An 18,465-nucleotide genomic window follows, 5' to 3' on the forward strand; every position below is an offset into this window, starting at 1 on the left:
GAAAATCCAAAAAACGTCTTTTTGTTATAAAATATGACATATAGGAGGGATCATGCTGATGAATCAAAGTGTGACTTTACTTTGTGTCGAAAGAGCTAGGAAGAAACTGTACCAGGTCCAGAAAAAGTATGGATTTTTAACACATCCCAAAGTAATAGAACAATCTAAAAAGCTGGATGATCTGTTGAATCAATATCAAACATGTAGATCGGATCATTGAGAAATGAGACCATATTTTTCTTTAATTCCTTGACCGCACCTCTAACCTGCTCTGTCTGTGTCACGGCTGAAATCACCGCTACACCATCTGCACCTGCACGTGCGACTTCCTCAACACGGTCCACTGTAATACCTCCGATCCCAACAATCGGCACATCAATTCCCGCTTTACGCATCTCATATAAAATTGCCGGTCCCTGTACGGCATGGGCATCATCTTTCGAGATGGTGGGATAGATGGGCCCGACGCCAAGATAATCAGCACCTTGCAGGATGGCTCGACGTGCTTCCTCAATGGTATGGGCGGAGACGCCTAAAATTCGATTTCCGATTCGCTCGCGGACGGAATCGGCGGATTCATCGTCCTGACCGATGTGAACACCGTCGGCGTCGAGTTCAAGAGCCAACTCCACATCGTCATTGATGATGAAGGGGACACCAGCGTGACGGCACAGTTCCTGTAGCTGGCGCGCGAGTTCGAACATAGGAACGCCCGTTAACGCGCCGAGACCCTTTTCTCGGAACTGGACCATGGTTGCCCCGCCAGCCAGAGCCTCCTGCACGACCCAGCCTGGTTCCGCGAGGCAATTCACGCTTCCAAGCACCAGGTATATCTGTAGATGGCGGCGCACCACCTCTGACAATATTCTGCCGCTCATAGAAGCATCTCCTGACGACGTCGGTAGGCCCAATGATTGGTTGGGCCGTGTCCCTGTCCCAGAGACAACGTATCCTCAATCGCCGCCTGGATGAAGGCTTTACCATTCGAGATAGCCTCCGGTACAGACATCCCTTTCCCTAATTCCGCGGTAATCGCTGCCGAGAAAGTGCACCCTGTTCCGTGTGTATGGACAGTCCGTACTCGCTTGCCGCTCAGCTCTATAAAGGCGGTTCCGTCAAAAAGCAGGTCAACAATTTGTCCGCTGCTCTCGCTCTCGTCAGCGTGGCCACCCTTGATCACAACGAATTTTGGTCCCATACTGCTAATATGTCTCGCAGCCTCGCGGCGATCCTCCATCGTATGGATACTTATCCCTGTCAGGGCTTCCGCCTCCGGGATATTCGGTGTAACGACCAGTGCCAAGGGGAGCAGGTCGTCCTTCAAAGCCTGCACCGCTTCCAGTTGCAGCAGTTCAGCGCCTCCCTTGGCAATCATCACGGGATCGACGACGACCTTTTTCCAGCCGAACTTTCGGATCTGCTCGCTCACAAGACGGATGATGCCGGCATTAAACAGCATACCAGTCTTCAGGGCATCCACTCCAAGGTCTAATCCTACGGCTTCGATCTGTTCTGCTGTTGCTTCCTCTGGTAGCGGATATACGCCGTGGACTCCTAAGGTATTCTGTACGGTAACGGCTGTAATAGCCGACATGCCGTACACGCCAAGTTCTTGAAAGGTTTTGAGATCAGCTTGAATTCCAGCCCCGCCGCCACTGTCCGAACCAGCAATCGTCAGCGCTCTGGGTACACGAACGTCTGTCATCGCGCACCACCTGCTGCTGTTGTTCCGGCTTCATGGATCGAGACATGCCCCTCTAGTGAACCTGTATGCAGTTTGGCCAGCTCGTCGAGAAAGGCAATCTGGAAGCTGCCGGGCCCCAGCTCTGCGGTACGTGCTGCGGCTCGAGAAGCTGCTGCACCGTAAAATGCCAAACCTGCTGTACCTGCGAGCAGCAGGTTGGGTTCAACAGCTGCAAAGGCACCTAACACAGAGGTCAGCAGACAGCCTGCTCCGGTTACCTTCGTGAGGAGCGCGTCTCCGCCGCTAATCATTCGTGCTTCGGCCCCATCGGTGATGACGTCCTCTTTTCCAGTAATGACAACCATCGTATTGAGCGTTCGAGCAGCCCGAATTGCCAGATCGACATGGTCGCTGTCAGCACTGTCACCGGCATCTACGCCTTTAATCTCACGCGCTTCTCCAACAAGATGTGCGACTTCGGCTGCATTGCCTCGCACCAATGAGATTTTGACTTCACTCAGGATTCGCAGTGCCGATTCAGTTCTAAAGCTCGTTGCTCCCGCACCGACCGGATCTAGCAGCACCGGAACACCGTGTGCATTCGCCGATTGTCCAGCAATGATCATGGCATCCACCAGTTCGCGGTTCAGTGTACCGATGTTTAATACGACGGCTCCCGCTATTTTTGCCATGTCTGCTACTTCCTCGGGTGCATAGGCCATCACCGGGGAGGCGCCCAATGCATACAGGCCGTTGGCCGTAAAGTTGGTGACTACCACATTGGTCATATTGTGAACGAGGGGTTTGCTGTTTTGTACCTTCGTCAGGAGATCCGAATAACTTTTTTCCCATGTACTCATAATGTTTATCCTCTCTATAGTTAGTGGTCCAACAGGGCATTAACCGTACTTCACGCATCGAATCGCCAGGCTGACTATTCCAAGACCGCTGCCTGCATATGGACCGGCCATTCTTCCTGCCTATAAGCCATATCCCAGAACTTATATTCCAGCTGGCAGCTCAGTATAAAATGCTCAATCATCCGCTCTCGCTCAGCAGCCGTTGCGCCTTCCGCCCAAGCATCTACACGTTCTCGGAACTTGAGTGTTGTATCATCAAGCTGGTCTCCATAGAAGCCCATCCATTCATAGAACGGATGAGACTCATCCGGCTTTACTTCATCCAGCAGCCTGCGACCAATCTCGGCATACGTCCACATACATGGCAGCAGCACAGCCAAGATCTCGCCCAGGCTACCCTCATGGGCAACCGTCAGCATGTGACGGATATAGTGATGAGCCGACGGAGCGAGCGGATATCCCTGCAACTCTTCATAGGTCACCCCTGCAACAGCACAGAAATTTTGATGCGGATGAACCTCGCTGTGGAGAATAAAAGAGATTTGTTCATTTAATACAGCCATATCCTCCCGATTGGTGCATTTGGAGATTGCGATGCCGTATATCCGCATGTAGGCGTTCAAATATTCAAAGTCCTGTTTTACATAGTGAATCAGCTGTCCCCTTGTCAAACTTCCTTCAGCAATACCTCTCACAAAGGGGTGCTCAAAAATCGCTTGAAAAATGCCGTCCGCCTGCCGACGGAGTTCTTGTGTAAAACTCAATTTCCCCACCTCCATCAAATTGAAGAGCAAGAAGTCCTGTAAGAATATAATTCCGGAACAACGCTAAAAAGCCGCCCCGGAAAAATGGGAGCGGCTTCAACAATAGGCCCAATACGCAAAAAAACGCTTGAAACCTTATATACGAAGGCTCCACTTTCCTACGCTAGTACGAACTAGATCAGGTTCAAAGGGTCCAAGATACGTTCTTGTCTCAGCCATAGCGGCTCCCCTAGTGGACTTCTATTCTTTTGACTATTACTGTACATACGTTCATACGCTATGTCAAACATAGTGTGCAAAATATGAAATTTCCTCTAGTTAGGTGTTTTGAGCTTAGTGAGGGTGATGAATTACACTTTCCACAGCTTTGACCTTGGCATATTCCGGTTTCCACATTGCATCTCGTATAGCTTGTTCCACATCTGAAATGTGCGCCTGAGCTACCTGATCCTGTATCGCGGCTTTTGCAACCGCAATCGCAACAGCGTACGAAACTTCGCGTAATTTTCGGATATGAGGGAGTAGCGCACCGCCAGGCGTATTCGAATCTACACCATTGGCAACAGCAACTGCTGCCGCTGTAAACATCGCAGGGGTAATCCTTTTGGCTTTAACCACAATCGCACCCAGACCCAGTCCCGGAAAAACAAAGGCATTGTTCGCCTGTCCAATCTCAAATTTCGTACCGTTATAGGTGACGGGCTCAAAAGGACTTCCGGTTGCAATCAGTGCTTTGCCATCGGTCCACCGGATCAAATCCTCGGGTACTGCTTCTGCAAGGTTTGTAGGATTGGACATGGGCATAATGATCGGGCGTTCTACATGTTTCGCCATCTCCTTGATGATCTCTTCAGAAAAGGCACCTGCTACACCGGAAGTTCCAATCAATATCGTAGGCTTCACCTGACGGATGACCTCTAGCAGTGGTATTTTGCCGTCACCCGACCGGGTCCATGAGCTGACTTCATCCTTTTTGCGCACATACGGTTTCTGATATTCCAATACGTCTTCCATATCTTCCATTAACAGCCCGCGATAATCAAAGGCCCAAAAGGACTTGAAGGAATCTTCTGCGGAAAGGCCGTCCTCGATCATAGCACCCCGAATTTGATCAGCATTACCGATTCCTGCTGCCCCTGGGCCGAAAACAAGTATTTTTTGTTCACGCAGCGGAGTCTTGGTGACACCCACCGCCGAAAGAATCGCAGCCAAGGTCACCGCTCCTGTACCTTGTATATCATCGTTGAAGGTGAGTATGCTTTGACCGTATTTTCCTATAATATGGCGTGCATTTACGCTGCCCACGTCTTCCCAATGTAAAAGCGCCTTTGGGAATTGCGCTAACGTTTTGCTGATAAAAGTATCAATAAACTGGTTATAGGCTTCTCCGCGAACCCGTTTATGGCGGTTTCCGATGTACAGTGGATCATTCAGCAGCTTTTCATTATTTGTACCTACATCTAGTACAATTGGCAGCACCCGCCCGGGATGAATGCCTGCCGCAGCCGTATACACTGCAAGCTTGCCGATAGCAATGTTAATCCCCCCGACGCCCCAGTCACCAATCCCTAAAATACTTTCGGAATCTGTCACGACGATCAGATCCACATCATGGCCACTCAAACCAGAATTATGGAATGCTTGTCCAATACCGTTCGGGTTATCTATCGACAAATATATGCCTCCAGGGCGGTTGTACTCGTGACTATATTCTTGAATCGCGGTTCCTACGGTCGGCGTGTAGACTACGGGCAGCATTTCACTCAAATGATCGGTTAGCAGCCGGTAGTAGAGTACGACATTTCGGTTGTGAAGGTCGTTGAGAGAAGCATTTTTTCGCAGCATGGTGGGTTGTGCCAGAAACTGCTGATATGCCCGTACGCTCTGTTTCTCCAATGAAAGGACGGTTGGAGGAAGGATTCCTTCCAAACCCAGCTCCTTGCGTTCTTCTTCTGTAAAAGCGACACCTTTGTTCAAAAGGGGATTTGCCAACACATCCTTTCCCCGTAATGGAGTAGATAATGACCCATCGCGATTGACATAAAATGCTTCCATAGAAAGACCTTCCTTCTCTTCATTTTCATAACTATTCATAACGAAAGATGACATGTTGTCCATAGTATGGACGTGCAAATATGTTTTATTCTTGCATTTATCTATGACAAAATAACCATATTTGTTTCTTTCTAATGATATAAATGAACTAACTTTCGATTTAGATTCGCTAACCATTCCTGATGACTTTGGTTCTAATGAATCAGGTCTAAGTGCTCTGTTTTTATCAAATATGAAAATTAGTTTTTCTTCTCTTATCTCCATATATATCATGGAGTGTCAGCTATTTTGTTAAGAAAATATGAAGCATTTGGACATTAATTTAATCCCTATAAGCAAACATTCTTAATTCTTTTTCAACAAAATAGAACTATTCGGAGGAAAAGGAGAGGTTTGTGTGCAGGGACCTATAGCCATTTTTAGCGATAACGACAGGGCTATTGATTATCCCAATGTGATTTGTTTTTACCAATTTATACAGTGCGAGGACACGGAGGCAGCTTCAGTCTACGAGAACGCATGTTGTTGCCTGATTGATTATAGGGAGCCGGGGCAGGCAGTGCGGAAAGCCAATCAGATCCGTTGCCAATTTCCGCAAATGCCATTGTTACTAGTGACGGATGTAACATTTCCGTTCAGTGATCAGCATATGGTGCAAATCATCGGAGTAGGTCGTTTGCGGCTGCTATTTTGGCAAGCCAATGACAACGAAGAAATGCTTTCGGAAATACAAAGCTTGCTCTATCCCGAGTATTCGACCAAAAGCCAACATATTGCATTTATCTTGTCTGTATATAACGAAGAGCAACGTTTTGTTCATGTCAAAACCTTTGCTGAACGATTGCAGGTCTTTATCCGCAGCCATATTATTGAAGGTTCGATTTATCTCATTGATGATGGCAGCTACGATGGTACGAATGCCTTGATTAAAGCGCTGGAGGTAGCCACGGACTTGTCCGTAAACCGGATTAATCAGAATCTTAGCCCGCTGCTTCAAACAAGGGAATTGGGACGCAATACACGTAAGGCAGGGACGTATCTGGAAGGGATGCGGACCATTGGTGCGGATTACTACGTATTTGTGGACGCAGATGACTCCTTTTTTATTGAGGATATTGCCAGAATGATTAATGTTGTTCAGCAGGGCTATTATGATGTCGTGATCGGAACCAAGGATATGACCGCTGAGAATCGATCTTTATTGCGATCTGTCGTCAGCTTTGGTAAGCGAGTCATTTCCCGTCCTTTTTTACCCACAGGTGTGGTGGATTCCCAGACTGGGCTTAAAGTGATGAGTTCGGTTGCAGTGAAGCGAATGTTTCCGCATTTAAAGGAACAGCTCGGACTGGCGTTGGATTTGGAAATGATGTTTATTGCCAAGCGACTCCAGCTTCGTGTGCTGCAATTACCCGTCAAATGTATTGACAGGGATGGCTCGCACATCCATGTCTGGAAGGATTCTATTCGTTTTTTGCGCTCCATCATTGATATTTGGCGACTGGATCGGCGGGTGAGATAACAACGTGAACAACCGAGTACGATCGTTGATGTTTCCTCTCTTTAATGTGCTGCTTAACGGATTTAATTTTTTCTTCCACATTGCAGCGAGCTGGTATCTTACCGGACAAGCTTATGGCCAGGCGAATGCGCTGCTGGCGCTTTTTGCGCTTTTATCCGTTTTGGGTTTATCCATCCAGCTATTAACTGCCAAACTGGTCTCTAAGGGAGACCAAAAGCTTGCGCTACGAAGCTTACCGCTCGGTTCTCTATTACTCAAAGCACCTCTGGTGCTAACCGTGCTTGCCATGATCATTTTACTCATCTTTCATCCGTTACTGCGTTCGCTATTAGGCGTCGAATCCGGCCCGCTGTTCATGCTGTATGGCTTGATCGGACTGCATATTCTTGTGAGTTCGTGCCGCGGAGATTTACAGGGCAGGGAACGCATGTTGGCGCTCAATGTGAACTATTACATTGAGGTATTAGGGAAGCTGAGCCTGTTTTTTGTTCTGGCTGCACTGGGGTTAAAGCTGGAAGCCCTACTGTTAGCGAGCTGTGGAGGAATGTTGCTGTCGCTGCTCCACGGCTGGATCGTTTCGGCTCGCGGCTTGTCCCTTTTCACATACAGTGGAGAACATATCCCTTCTGGGCTATGGAAATCATTGGGTCAGGATTTCACCGATAGCCTTATGACGAATTTATTTATTTTGTTTTGCATCTCCATCGACATGTTGTATGTACAGCATTACTTTCCCGAGCAGGCCAGCAGCTATGCCATTGCGCTGAAGTACAGCCAGTTGGTCTATTACGTTTCGTATAGCCTCATTGCTGCCTTTATTCCAAAGATCGGTGCGCAGGGGCATGACCGCCAAGCTTTGGGCAAGTTGATTGCCGTCTATGCCGGATTAATGGCTGTAGCCGCGATCTGTGTATATGTGGGCACGACCTTTGTGTTCCCATCCTCTATTCCCATATTATTCGGAGCCTCTTACCAATCGGCCGAGACTTATATTCCATGGGGAGGATGGGTGTACTGGCTATTTTCCATCGTACTGTTTTTTGTGCATGTGCACGTATTGGTGGGCAGACGCAAATTTATGTTTAGTCTGATGGCAGGAGCCGCGGCCTTATTAGTAGCCTTTCATATAGCCCACACAGACCCGGTAGATTTTTTGCTATCTGAGTTCATTGTTTACGGAGCTATGGCTCTCTACTTTGTGATAGACGCCTATGTGCATTTGTTCAAAATAAAGATAAAGGGGGATTTACCCCATGAATACCATACATGAACAGGACGGTAAAACCGTAGTTCTATTGCTTTCCTGGCGTGACATTCGTTCACCTAAAAGCGGGGGAGCAGAAATTTTCACCCACGAAATGCTTAAACGCTCACAGCAAGGCCGCTTCCAATTCATTCATTTTTCACCTCAATTTGAGGGGATGTCTGAGCATGAAGTTATTGACGGTATTACGTATATTCGAAAAGGGAACATATACAGTGTTATTTATTATGCGATGCGCTATTACCGTCGTCATCGAAGGAAGATCGATTATGTGATTAACCAGGCAAATACGCATCAATTCTTTACCCGATTTTGGGTGGAGGCATCCAAGCGGATCTTTTTCATACATCAGCTAACAAGGGAGATATGGTTTGAGAACGCCAAATTCCCGCTAAATGTTATTGGGTTTCATATGGAGCCCTTGATGCTTAAGCTGGCTCGTAAGGATCGGACGCTTACGGTATCTCCGTCTACTCGATACGATCTACTTAAGCTGGGCTTTCACCCGGATCGTGTCCATCTTTTACCGGAAGGCATTGAGTTTGATCATTGGCCGCGCGAACAATTTTTAACGAAGGAGCCTAATCCGACCTTCATGTATGCTGGGCGCTTCGTCAAATATAAAGGCATTGATCTGGTTGTTGAGGCCTTTGGGCAGCTCAAGGAAAAGTTCCCTCAGGCTATGTTATGGATTGCCGGAAAAACCGATAAAACCTATGTGGCAGAACAATTGTTGCCGATTATGAAACGATATGGATTAACATACGGAGAACCGGATGAACAGGGGCAATCGCAAGCCGATATTACCTTTTACGGATTTGTTTCAGCAGAGCATAAGCTGGAGCTGATGAGTCGTTCCCACGCGCTGGTGTTTCCTTCCTTGCGTGAAGGCTGGGGGTTGACGATTACCGAAGCGGCAGCCGTTGGAACGCCCAGCATTGTCAGCAATTCACCGGGGCTGGTGGATGCAACGGATTTCGGAAAAAGCGGGTATCTATGCTTTCACGGCGACATCCGGGGATTATCTGAACAAATGGAAAGAGCAGCGAAGGGCGGCGAAGATTACATGGCCATCCGTGAGCGGGCGTATCAATATGCGTTAAGATTCCATTTTGATCATACGGCTGCTGCGTTTGAGCAGTTGATGGAAGATTGGGTAGAGGAGGCGGAACAGAGTGGACAAAGTGGTCATTCTCTTCTCCACGTACAACAATGAGCGGACGATAGAGCCTTGTTTGCGAAGCTGTATGGGGCAAAATTACAAGGATCTGCATATTGTAATTGCTGATGATGGCTCCAATGACCGGACCGTCGAGACGATTCGTATGCTGTCGGCAGGGAGTTCAGTACCCGTAACGGTACTGGAGCTTCCCCATGGGGAGCGGGGAGTCGCTAGGGTCAGGGCGGTTGAGGAAGCAAAACACTTGGGGGCCGAATACATATTTGTATTGGATTCCGATATGATTTTAGCCGAACATCTGATTCAGCAGAGCATCGACTTTTTTAACGATCATCAGGATATTGGCGCCTTGGTCATTCCGGAGGAGGCGTATTCGGAAGCGGACAATTTTTTTTCCAAAGTGAAAGTTTTTGAGCGAAATGTGATTAACAATGCGGGTGAGACCTTGGGAAAACGCTCCATTGAAGCGGCACGCTTCTGGCGAATGAGCGCTTATGAATCGACGGGCGGTTTTAATGCGGAGCAGATTGCTTTTGAAGAAATACAGCCAACCTTGCGTTATATAGAGTCTGGCGGAGTTATTCGCCGGGCGGTATTTACACGGGTATACCATGATGAAAAACAGGTGTATCTGCACGATGTATTACGTAAAAAAGCCTACTACTTTTCGGTGATGGATCGTACGATGTCATCTGAAGAGGGCGGATTGCGAAAGGCGCTGGAACGTTGGTATTTCTTCCGTCCGGTGCTGTATACATGGGGGAATATGAAAAGCTATATCCGTCACCCCTTGCTGACGATGGGGATGTTGTGGATGTATGTATGCCTGACTGTGATTGGGGTAGCCGCCGTGTTAAAGGGCGGCACCCGTCACTCAGGCGATCTCGCTAAGGCGGATAAGGCGTAACGATGAATGGCCGAGGGTCAGTGTATCCAGCGTGTACAAGTCGGGATCGGAAGATTCCGACTCCTCATACGGTATATATAATGAATGCGTGGTTAACTGAATACCTTCCCCGTCAGGATGACGTAGTGAGCAGCCGACAGGATACAGCTCAGCGAGTGCAATGTGTACAGCGGTTACGATATCTTGTTCATTCAGCAGCACATAGGGTCGGTACGGAGCGTTCAAAATGCTGTCTATAAATGCTGACAGGTCGGAAGCTACGTTCTGTTCTGCATGCAGGCTATTTCGGTTGAGTTTGGCCTGATCAAGCGCCTCATACAGTATTTTTTTTAGCGTATCATCATCCAGCTCCAGCGGTTTCGTCAAAAAACGGAACACACCGACTTGATTAATCGCCGATAAAATGGACTGCGTATGCAGGTGACCAGACAAAATGATTCGTACGATATGTGGATAATCCTTCTTAATCATGCGAAGGAAGGTAATCCCATCCAGACCAGGCATGAGCAGATCGGAAACGACCACATCAATTGGGTGCTGTTCCAGCACTTGTAAGGCTTCTTTGGGTGTGTGAGCGGTATGTAAGGTAAATGCTTCTTGCGTCAAGGTCCGTTCAAGCAGGGACAGAACCATAGGGCTGTCGTCAACAAATAGAATGTTTTGGGGTGTCATAAGAACTGCGCAACTCCAATCAGGAAGTAAGAAATGAGGAACTACATGTATAATATCAGCGTTTTGGCATTTTTGAAAGATGTCAATACAGAACGGGCGTTGCGTCTTTTTTGTGAACGATTTGATTCGGCTGAACATGCCCTCTGGGAAAAAGGTATGCGTCTCCTTCATCAGTATCATGCTGCACGGCATACAGGGGTAACCCTGGCTGTCTCCAGCGCACTTCAGCATATGGACGATCGTCATGATATTTACGTTGTTGATCTGCGAGAATACGGCGAGGAAGAGCTGGATCGCTTATATATCGCAAAAACATGCGAGTTGATCCTACTGACGGACGGGGCAACGGAAACCGCTGCGAGGTTTGCTGCCCTCCAGCGTCGCACTCCCCGGTTGCTGTGCGCACGGCTACCGCTGGTCAGCTACGAGCTGGAATGCCTGATGCAGGCTATTTTGAGCCGTCTTGAACAAAATGGAGGGGACAGGGAAGCATGAAACAATGGGCTTTGTTGAAACCAGGTTGGCAAAAGCTGATCCTGTACCTGATCGTTCTGGGTGTGACAGTGTTTTTGGCCGCTGTGCTTCAATGGTTTGTCGTGCGACAATTCAGTGTTCACTTGGCGGAGATTCAGAACGAACAGCTCCAGTATGAGGTACAGGAACTTTCTAGCAGCATAACCGAGCGTTATGCCGCATGGCAGGCTGAACTGAAGGAGCTGTCGTCCAGTCTGGGCAGAGATATGCTGAATCAGGGAACACGCCAGTACCCTGAGGGTTTTAAGCGTGAAAGCGGGGCCTTTTATGTGCTGGATGAACAGTATCATGTGATGGTCGGACGAGACAATCGTGAGATGAAAAGTGTAGTCCAGCAGATTAAATGGCTGCAAAATGGTTGTGCAGTAAGCTCTTTTGTGACAGAGGATCATCAGCCTGCCCAGTATATAGCATGCAGGATTCAAGGGGCACAGATGGGCGGTTTTATGGTGCGCACGGTTGACGCTGATATGCTCAGCGGGATTATTAAAAGTAAACCGATTAACCAGCATGAGACTTTATTTTATAACGGTCAATTTAAGGTCGTAGCTTCCCGAAGTACTTCGGATATTAACCGAACGGACATCACGGGCGTAACCCGTAGGTTGCTGGAAGGCAATACAGGTATCATCGAAGATGGCGGAGAGAAACACGGAATAGGATTCAGCCGCATTGGGGAAGAGGCCCTTTACATATCGGTTAAGGATGTCAGTGAGGATACAGCTCAGCGAATCAACTCCTTTCGCAAACAGTTATGGATGGTCATGGTTTTGATATTGTTCATTCTGTGGGCCATGCTCGTACAGTTTCGCAAACGGATTGTAAAGGATGCCATCGTGAACAATCAGGTGCGTGACCAACGGCGAGATGAAGATATGCGACAGCAGCAGGACACCTATTATTTGCCGTTAATGCAGACGATTGAGCAGCAGCTACAAGAGCTGCAGGAGCAGACTAGCCGTCTCACGGGCGGCGACGATTTGAAACTGCTGGGATTTTATCATGATCTAGCAAACCGCTTTGAAGCGGCTTCGAGTCAGGGAAAAGGAGCCTCTCATGAGGAACTGGAGTATTTTCGCGAGTTGAATGAAAATTTCATCCAGGGTCGTCTCAGACAGGAATCCTCACTGGGAGAGTTACTGACGGGAGTTCGTAGCTTGCGCGATGAGCTGGAAGAGAAGATGCATGATAATAGTGGAATTAGCTTTACAGATATGAATGAAGTATTGTCTGAGTCGCTGAAATGGGCGAACCGTTCATTGAACATGAAGAACATTCAAGTGATCTTGCGGCAAGAGCCTGTTCCATCAATTGCAGCACAAGCACCCATGCTGTACAAAACGATTCAGGGGCTGCTAGAAAATGCAGTGCAGGCCATGGGCCAAGGTGGAGAGCAGCCCGAGAATCAGGAAAAGACCCGAACAGGTCTGCGGTCCAAGCGGCAATCTCAAGTGCTTAAGGTTAGTTCACGGCTGGAAGAAGGAGAAATTATTATTAACATTGAAGACACGGGCGGCGGGATTGATGATAAAATGCGTTGGAGCTATTTCCAGCCAGACTATTCCCAAAACTCGCAGGAGCAAGCGTTCAGCCTGTATCATATGGATGCATACCTGAAGACCATAGGCGGTCGTTTAAAGCTGCGTAATACCGATCAGGGCTTGCAGGCAATCGTTCGTTTGAGAAGATAGACCCAAGATAACCGACAGATATACGAGAAGTTCAAGAGAGGGGGACAAGCATGAAAAAATGGATATTTCGCTACCGCTACGATATGGCGGCAATGATGTTGATGCTGATTGCGATTGTTGCATATCTTGCACCCATCTATGGACAAGGGCAAATTGTGTTTAGCGACATTGCTTTTGGAGCCACCTCTCATCGGTATCTGGAGGAAATAACCGGAGTATGGAACGAGCGATGGTCTACCTCGACCTTGTTCAATGCTCCACGTATCCTGTACATCTTGCCCTTCTATGGACTGTCACTCTTATTTGACGAAAGCGGCCCGGTCTTGCTCAAGTCGTTTATTACAGGCTTGTTATTTGTTTCGGCATTTTCGATGTATGCCTTTGCTAAGCGTCTGGTTAGCGTTTATTATTCACCAAGCTTTACGAAGACCCGTATTTTTGCCATCATGGTTGGCTCGTTGTTTTATGCGCTGAATCCGTGGGTTATTTTCCGCATTCAGCATATTTATTTGCTTTGTGGATATAGTTTGTTTCCGTTAATGCTGCGATTCTTCTTTAGTGCGGTGGACCCCAAGTTTCAAATTCAACAAATAAAAAACTATCATCCCCACAAGCTTTATCAACGGAACTGGATCGACCTGTTCCTGTTGGCTGCGGTATTCACCGTTAGTGCTGCGGCAATTCATTATTTTTTCTTCGGCATGATTTATTTGGGCTTGTTCACCATGTTGCTATTGATCAAGTTGACCTGGACCCACCGTAAGGCCGGTCGCACCTATTTGCAGCCGTTATACGGCAATTTTTTGCGTAAAGGGATCATTTTTGGCGTCTTTTTCGGTCTGCTCAGTTTTTATTGGTTGTCTCTATATGTCGGTAGCATGTTGATGGACGCTCAAGCGTCTCAGCATAATATCAACGTCGTGGATACGTTGTCTCTGTTCAGCCGCAACAGCAGTTTATATAATGTGGGTTATTTACTGAGCTATTGGTGGCCCATGTTTTCCTTGTCCTCACTGCCTAGCATGTTTTATGTAGGAGGGGGATTTTTGTTGCTATTGATCGGGTATGCGATGGTGACACGTTCATATAAAAATCCGATCATTCTAATCTTCTCGCTACTTACGTTGCTGTTTCTGGTTGCAGCTACCGGGACGACGTTCCCATCCATTGCCAAGTGGTTTGTCATTTTGGTTACGAAAACCCCTGTGATTGGTTCGGTTTTCCGTGATCCTAACAAATTTATTGGACTGATTGCCCTTAATTTCGGGGTGTTGTTGACCTTTGGTGTTATTCAATTTATGGAATGGTTCGGATCATCCCCGTTGCAGCGTGTATATAAAAGGCTGGCAGTTATTATCGTTGTCTTGTGCCTCGGGGTATATTTTGCTCCCTTGCGTACTCAGTTCATTGAGGGGTACTACAAGCCGGTACAAGTGCCGGAGGCTTATGGTCAAATGGCTGAAAAGCTGACTGACCCAGATCGTTTCGATAGCAAGGCATTATACTTTCCGATTGCTGACAATATGATTCAAAGCTATAACGGAGTAGCCACGCCCAAATGGAATAAAGGGAAGACCGCAAACGAGAAGGCAACCGGAGATTTTCAGGTATACTCTTCTCCTAAAAATACGATTTTTCATCATGAGGGGAATGATCCCGGCATTACATACTATATGAATTTTCTGCAGTATGTCATGGACAATGGATTAAGCTCCCGATTAGGCTGGCTGTTCTCTACCTTTGGGGTCAATCAGTTGGTCTACCATGATGAATATGTGGGGCAGGAGAAGCGGCAGGATTTCCACCTGTCTCAGCTGGAAGGTCAGACTGGGCTGAAACGTACGTACCAGAACGGGCTATTTTCCATATTCAATCTCGATCAGACACCGCCCTATATGAATATCCTTGCGAGTAAAATTGTAACACCTTACGGTTTTAGCCGACTGGAGAGCTACAGCCATCTGCCTGGTTTTGATTTTAGCCGCTTTGGAGTGCTGTTCAGTGCGTTAAAGCCTGAGCTAAAAACCATCCAGACGATTAACAAAGGGGATTATGTGGAAGCGGCGTCCTTTAATGACTTGTTGTTGTCACAGCTTCCAGCAGAGGATTACTTACGGCCTTTTGATGCTATTGAGGATGGTAATGCCTTTTTAAAATGGTCCAAAACCTTTGCCTCGACTAACGATTGGTTATGGTATTTATCCTCCCAAAATATACGGAACTTTCCGTTCGATATGGAAATGGATGCAGGGATTGCGGTCACCTTTGCCAGTAAGAAGCTGGATGTGGCCCCGTATCAGATGAGCAGCATCGATGGGAAGACGGTCGTGGACTTTGATTCCATGTTGCGGACCGAAACCTTCTTCAAGCCGGATAACCCGCAGTTGTTCAGTGTGCAGGCTAATCCCCGTGAGGAATTGAATGATGTGCCAACTCTGCACGGCGAAATTATGAAGGGAGACCCGAGTAATATATGGCAGGTCGCTAGATCGGGTTTGCTGGAAGCCAAGGAAAATAATCCGTATCAGTTCCAAATTACTGTTTCCGGTCGCGGGACGAACAAAATGCATGTGAAAATGAGATTTTACGATAAGCAAATGCGTGAACTGGGGGTTAGCTATGTCGTGGCGCCTTCGGAGGGATATAATTTTGACAGTGTGAAATTTTACGGGGAATACGTGTCGCCGCCCGGCAGCTATTGGATGCGAATGGATTTGTTAACCTTACAGCGTCCACAGCAAAAAAATTACTGGTGGATTCATGATATCCAGCTGCGTGATTTGGGGCAATACAGCAAGCCTAACACGTTTACGATGCACAAAAAACTGGATCAACCTCAAACCTCGCATGTATATGCTAGAGTGTTTATGAATAAGGCAGGCGGGAAATTGCAAGTCACACTGCCCGACAAAGTGGTTAATATCAAAACTCAGGATGATGGCTTGAACCAATTCCAATGGGTCGATCTGGGAGTGCATGCCTTTCCCAAAGGAGATACCTCGGTCACGGTTAATAACCTGCAAGGCTTTAATGCGGTCAATCAATTTGCGATTGTGCCTACAGACCAGCTAGATCAGCTATCTTTTCCCGTGGAGCAAGCATTGAAGCGGGGCAAGCTCTTTTTCACCTTGGAGGCAGAGAACGATTTTAACGCCGAAGGGAATGTGCAGACGGAGCGTGCTTTACCAAGACTTAGTATGGGGCGGGGAATCAGCTATCAGAAGGGGACGTTAAGCAGGGATGTGGAAGTCGCTAAAACGGGAACCTATGCCACAGCTATTTTGGCTAATCTACCTGCAGGATACCATGGGTCATTAACGATGAAGTGGACGAATGAAGAGACGGGAGAGGTGTTGACCAGAACGATTCATACGGGGGAGTCGTATAAGCGATTACCTGCTACCTCTTTATCCGAAAAGCAGGTTATTGAAACGGTGCCCAATCAGGATGGTTTTGCCAAGAAAATCATACAGATTCCCGGTCTGCTGAATGACTATGGCCGAGTCGAATTTAAAAATCTGTTCCTAACCAAGGGGAAGTATCGCTTAACCCTTGTCCTGGATAGTCAGGTGCCTTCATTGAGCCGTTTTGGAGATATTCATCGAATGGCTGCGCAGGAAGTGACGGTGATGCCGGGGGAGGATACGAAGGAATCATTGAGCACGACGGATGTCGGATGTGTGGCGGATATTCGACCTGGGCAGACGAATCTGTCAATCAAGGACGAAGGACTCTCTATCCGTTACGCACCTAGCTATTCCTGTGACTGGAATATTTATGCGTCCAAGAAAATGAAGGCAGAGCCGCTGCAAGAGTATGCCGTTCAGTTGGATGCGCGATCAGAACAAATTGGAAGTCGGCATATGAAGGTCATTTTTTTGAATAAAGCGTCCCAGGTTCTCCAAACCTCCTATATTGATGAGGTGGAGGAGAGAGATAAGGAACAATGGAATCATTACGATCAAATTGTGAAGGCTCCGGCAGGAACTGCCTTGATTCAGTTTCAGATTTTGGCGCATGCGCACAAGAAGCAGTCAGGCTTATTTCAAATGAAGCAATATTCCATCATCCCTTATCAAGCCATGATTACAGTGGATCAGTTTACGTTGTTTGAGGGAACGGATATGGATACCTTTTTTATGGCTCCACATGCATCGGAGAGCATTCAGGCAACTCGTGAAAATTCCATGGAACGCAGTTTTACGCTATATAATCCAACGCATGAACAGGTGCTGATCCGGGAGACCGAATCACCCAATCCACTGTGGGAGTTCAGGCTAGGTAGCGAAAATCAGCGAGCCCGTCTGTCCGTCAATGGAGTGACTACCGGATTCATTACCAATGGTAACGGGAACGGGAAAGTCGTCGTTATTCTGGCTTCCGCCTACCGTTTCGGCTGGGTACTGTTCCTCATAGGGATACTGGGTGGAGCAGCTTGTTTTCTTCCTTATCGGCGATGGAAGAAGCGAAATCTTCCATAAAAAGCAAGCTGCTCAGTGGGGAAATAGGTAGCCATGATACGGCTACATCTCATATTTGTAGCCTCTGCCCCAGACGGTACGGATATGCTGAGGATTTTTAGGGTCACGTTCTATTTTTTTGCGAAGGCTGGAAATATGTACGTCGATGGTACGATCCAGATAAGCGCCATCTCCGCCTTTGATCCGATCCATCAGCTCGCTGCGGGTAAAGACTTTACCTGGATTGCAGGACATCTCTTTTATAATGGAAAATTCAATTTGAGTGACTTCTATTTCTTGGTCATCGACTAACAGGCTATGACGGTAATCATTCACCCAAACCCTTACCTTTTTAAGCTTTTGAGTTACCGTTTGCGATTCAATGGGCATGTTGGGGCCGCAGCGGCGCAGCAGGGCTTTGATGCGGGCATTTAACTCTATCAGGCTGAATGGTTTGCATAAGAAGTCATCTGCTCCGTCGTCCAGAGCCTTTATTCTTATATTCAGCAGGGTGTTATTAGAGATGACCAGCATAGGGACTGTGGTAAATTGACGGATTTGGCTGATCAGCGCACATTCGACTTTACCGGAAAACATTAGAGCGGTCACAATAATATCGGGCTTAAAACGCATAAGTGTAGGAATTGCAAGTTTAGAGTCATAAATAAGCTCGGTATGATAGCCTTCCTCCTGCAGATGAAGAGCAATCATATCTGCCAAACTTTTTTGATCTTCAATGATGAGTATTTTTATGGGCATGACTGACATCTCCTGTACAGACAAAGATACAATAGCAGTGCATAAGTATGTATTTTCCACAATAATACATACTTATGTATTCGGCAGAAATGCGAAAATCGAACAGTCCTATAATG

The 18,465-nt window shown here is 47.3% G+C and carries 15 protein-coding genes and 1 riboswitch; of the genes, 8 read left to right on the forward strand and 7 right to left on the reverse strand.

Annotated elements, in window-relative coordinates:
* The first annotated feature begins 52 nt into the window (after positions 1–52).
* On the forward strand, positions 53–220 hold the full coding sequence (locus tag MHB46_RS20605; protein WP_080682975.1) for an aspartyl-phosphate phosphatase Spo0E family protein: 168 nt from the start codon (positions 53–55) through the stop codon (positions 218–220).
* On the opposite strand, the gene thiE is transcribed toward MHB46_RS20605, so the two are convergent.
* The 5 genes from thiE to MHB46_RS20630 all read right to left on the reverse strand — a co-directional run bounded on the left by thiE (position 165) and on the right by MHB46_RS20630 (position 5,363).
* Entirely contained in the window at positions 165–878 is a 714-nt protein-coding gene (thiE, locus tag MHB46_RS20610) for a thiamine phosphate synthase (RefSeq protein WP_134904756.1), read from the reverse strand. The two genes, MHB46_RS20605 and thiE, sit on opposite strands and share 56 nt — an antisense overlap.
* The gene (gene thiD / locus MHB46_RS20615; RefSeq protein ID WP_209949757.1) at positions 875–1,705 is read right to left on the reverse strand and encodes a bifunctional hydroxymethylpyrimidine kinase/phosphomethylpyrimidine kinase; all 831 of its coding nucleotides are present in this window, start codon (positions 1,703–1,705) and stop codon (positions 875–877) included. Before thiD ends, thiE begins: the two co-directional genes overlap by 4 nt.
* Positions 1,702–2,544: a hydroxyethylthiazole kinase gene (thiM, locus tag MHB46_RS20620; protein WP_341163260.1), complete on the reverse strand. Its 843-nt coding sequence runs from the start codon at positions 2,542–2,544 to the stop codon at positions 1,702–1,704. Before thiM ends, thiD begins: the two co-directional genes overlap by 4 nt.
* A gap of 74 nt (positions 2,545–2,618) precedes the next feature.
* Positions 2,619–3,308: a thiaminase II gene (gene tenA / locus MHB46_RS20625; protein WP_341163261.1), complete on the reverse strand. Its 690-nt coding sequence runs from the start codon at positions 3,306–3,308 to the stop codon at positions 2,619–2,621.
* 138 nt (positions 3,309–3,446) lie between these two features.
* Positions 3,447–3,549: riboswitch (TPP riboswitch) on the reverse strand.
* Between the two features lie 92 nt (positions 3,550–3,641).
* Positions 3,642–5,363, reverse strand: a complete 1,722-nt coding sequence (locus MHB46_RS20630; RefSeq protein WP_341163262.1) for an NAD-dependent malic enzyme — start codon at positions 5,361–5,363, stop codon at positions 3,642–3,644.
* Between the two features lie 397 nt (positions 5,364–5,760).
* Between MHB46_RS20630 and MHB46_RS20635 the strand changes: the two genes are divergently transcribed.
* The 4 genes from MHB46_RS20635 to MHB46_RS20650 are packed head-to-tail and all read left to right on the forward strand — an operon-like array spanning position 5,761 to position 10,233.
* Positions 5,761–6,882: a glycosyltransferase gene (locus MHB46_RS20635; protein WP_165179198.1), complete on the forward strand. Its 1,122-nt coding sequence runs from the start codon at positions 5,761–5,763 to the stop codon at positions 6,880–6,882.
* 4 nt (positions 6,883–6,886) lie between these two features.
* Complete coding sequence (locus tag MHB46_RS20640; protein WP_341163263.1) at positions 6,887–8,152, forward strand: lipopolysaccharide biosynthesis protein; 1,266 nt, start codon at positions 6,887–6,889, stop codon at positions 8,150–8,152.
* Positions 8,136–9,362, forward strand: a complete 1,227-nt coding sequence (locus tag MHB46_RS20645) for a glycosyltransferase family 4 protein (protein ID WP_341163264.1) — start codon at positions 8,136–8,138, stop codon at positions 9,360–9,362. Before MHB46_RS20640 ends, MHB46_RS20645 begins: the two co-directional genes overlap by 17 nt.
* A complete protein-coding gene (locus tag MHB46_RS20650) occupies positions 9,322–10,233 on the forward strand; it encodes a glycosyltransferase family 2 protein (protein WP_341163265.1) in 912 nt (303 codons plus the stop codon). Before MHB46_RS20645 ends, MHB46_RS20650 begins: the two co-directional genes overlap by 41 nt.
* Here the strand turns inward: MHB46_RS20650 and MHB46_RS20655 are convergent.
* A complete protein-coding gene (locus MHB46_RS20655) occupies positions 10,201–10,905 on the reverse strand; it encodes a response regulator (protein WP_069290230.1) in 705 nt (234 codons plus the stop codon). The two genes, MHB46_RS20650 and MHB46_RS20655, sit on opposite strands and share 33 nt — an antisense overlap.
* Before the next feature lie 45 nt (positions 10,906–10,950).
* Between MHB46_RS20655 and MHB46_RS20660 the strand changes: the two genes are divergently transcribed.
* The 3 genes from MHB46_RS20660 to MHB46_RS20670 are packed head-to-tail and all read left to right on the forward strand — an operon-like array spanning position 10,951 to position 17,611.
* Positions 10,951–11,400, forward strand: a complete 450-nt coding sequence (locus MHB46_RS20660; RefSeq protein ID WP_023990008.1) for a hypothetical protein — start codon at positions 10,951–10,953, stop codon at positions 11,398–11,400.
* The gene (locus MHB46_RS20665) at positions 11,397–13,130 is read left to right on the forward strand and encodes an ATP-binding protein (protein ID WP_341163266.1); all 1,734 of its coding nucleotides are present in this window, start codon (positions 11,397–11,399) and stop codon (positions 13,128–13,130) included. The genes MHB46_RS20660 and MHB46_RS20665 overlap by 4 nt, the downstream gene beginning before the upstream one ends.
* A gap of 50 nt (positions 13,131–13,180) precedes the next feature.
* Positions 13,181–17,611: a hypothetical protein gene (locus MHB46_RS20670; protein ID WP_341163267.1), complete on the forward strand. Its 4,431-nt coding sequence runs from the start codon at positions 13,181–13,183 to the stop codon at positions 17,609–17,611.
* A gap of 42 nt (positions 17,612–17,653) precedes the next feature.
* Here the strand turns inward: MHB46_RS20670 and MHB46_RS20675 are convergent, their stop codons facing one another.
* Positions 17,654–18,349: a response regulator transcription factor gene (locus MHB46_RS20675; protein WP_023990005.1), complete on the reverse strand. Its 696-nt coding sequence runs from the start codon at positions 18,347–18,349 to the stop codon at positions 17,654–17,656.
* Positions 18,350–18,465: the final 116 nt, after the last annotated feature.

This window comes from Paenibacillus sp. FSL H7-0703 (genome assembly GCF_038003485.1).
Lineage (GTDB): Bacteria > Bacillota > Bacilli > Paenibacillales > Paenibacillaceae > Paenibacillus > Paenibacillus polymyxa_B.

Coding starts and splice junctions, on each gene's coding strand:
- thiM (WP_341163260.1), bottom strand. CDS start 2,544: ATGAGTACATGGGAAAAAAGTTATTCGGATCTCCTGACGAAGGTACAA.
- thiE (WP_134904756.1), bottom strand. CDS start 878: ATGAGCGGCAGAATATTGTCAGAGGTGGTGCGCCGCCATCTACAGATA.
- MHB46_RS20670 (WP_341163267.1), top strand. CDS start 13,181: ATGAAAAAATGGATATTTCGCTACCGCTACGATATGGCGGCAATGATG.
- MHB46_RS20645 (WP_341163264.1), top strand. CDS start 8,136: ATGAATACCATACATGAACAGGACGGTAAAACCGTAGTTCTATTGCTT.
- MHB46_RS20630 (WP_341163262.1), bottom strand. CDS start 5,363: ATGGAAGCATTTTATGTCAATCGCGATGGGTCATTATCTACTCCATTA.
- MHB46_RS20660 (WP_023990008.1), top strand. CDS start 10,951: ATGTATAATATCAGCGTTTTGGCATTTTTGAAAGATGTCAATACAGAA.
- MHB46_RS20675 (WP_023990005.1), bottom strand. CDS start 18,349: ATGCCCATAAAAATACTCATCATTGAAGATCAAAAAAGTTTGGCAGAT.
- thiD (WP_209949757.1), bottom strand. CDS start 1,705: ATGACAGACGTTCGTGTACCCAGAGCGCTGACGATTGCTGGTTCGGAC.
- MHB46_RS20665 (WP_341163266.1), top strand. CDS start 11,397: ATGAAACAATGGGCTTTGTTGAAACCAGGTTGGCAAAAGCTGATCCTG.
- MHB46_RS20655 (WP_069290230.1), bottom strand. CDS start 10,905: ATGACACCCCAAAACATTCTATTTGTTGACGACAGCCCTATGGTTCTG.
- MHB46_RS20605 (WP_080682975.1), top strand. CDS start 53: ATGCTGATGAATCAAAGTGTGACTTTACTTTGTGTCGAAAGAGCTAGG.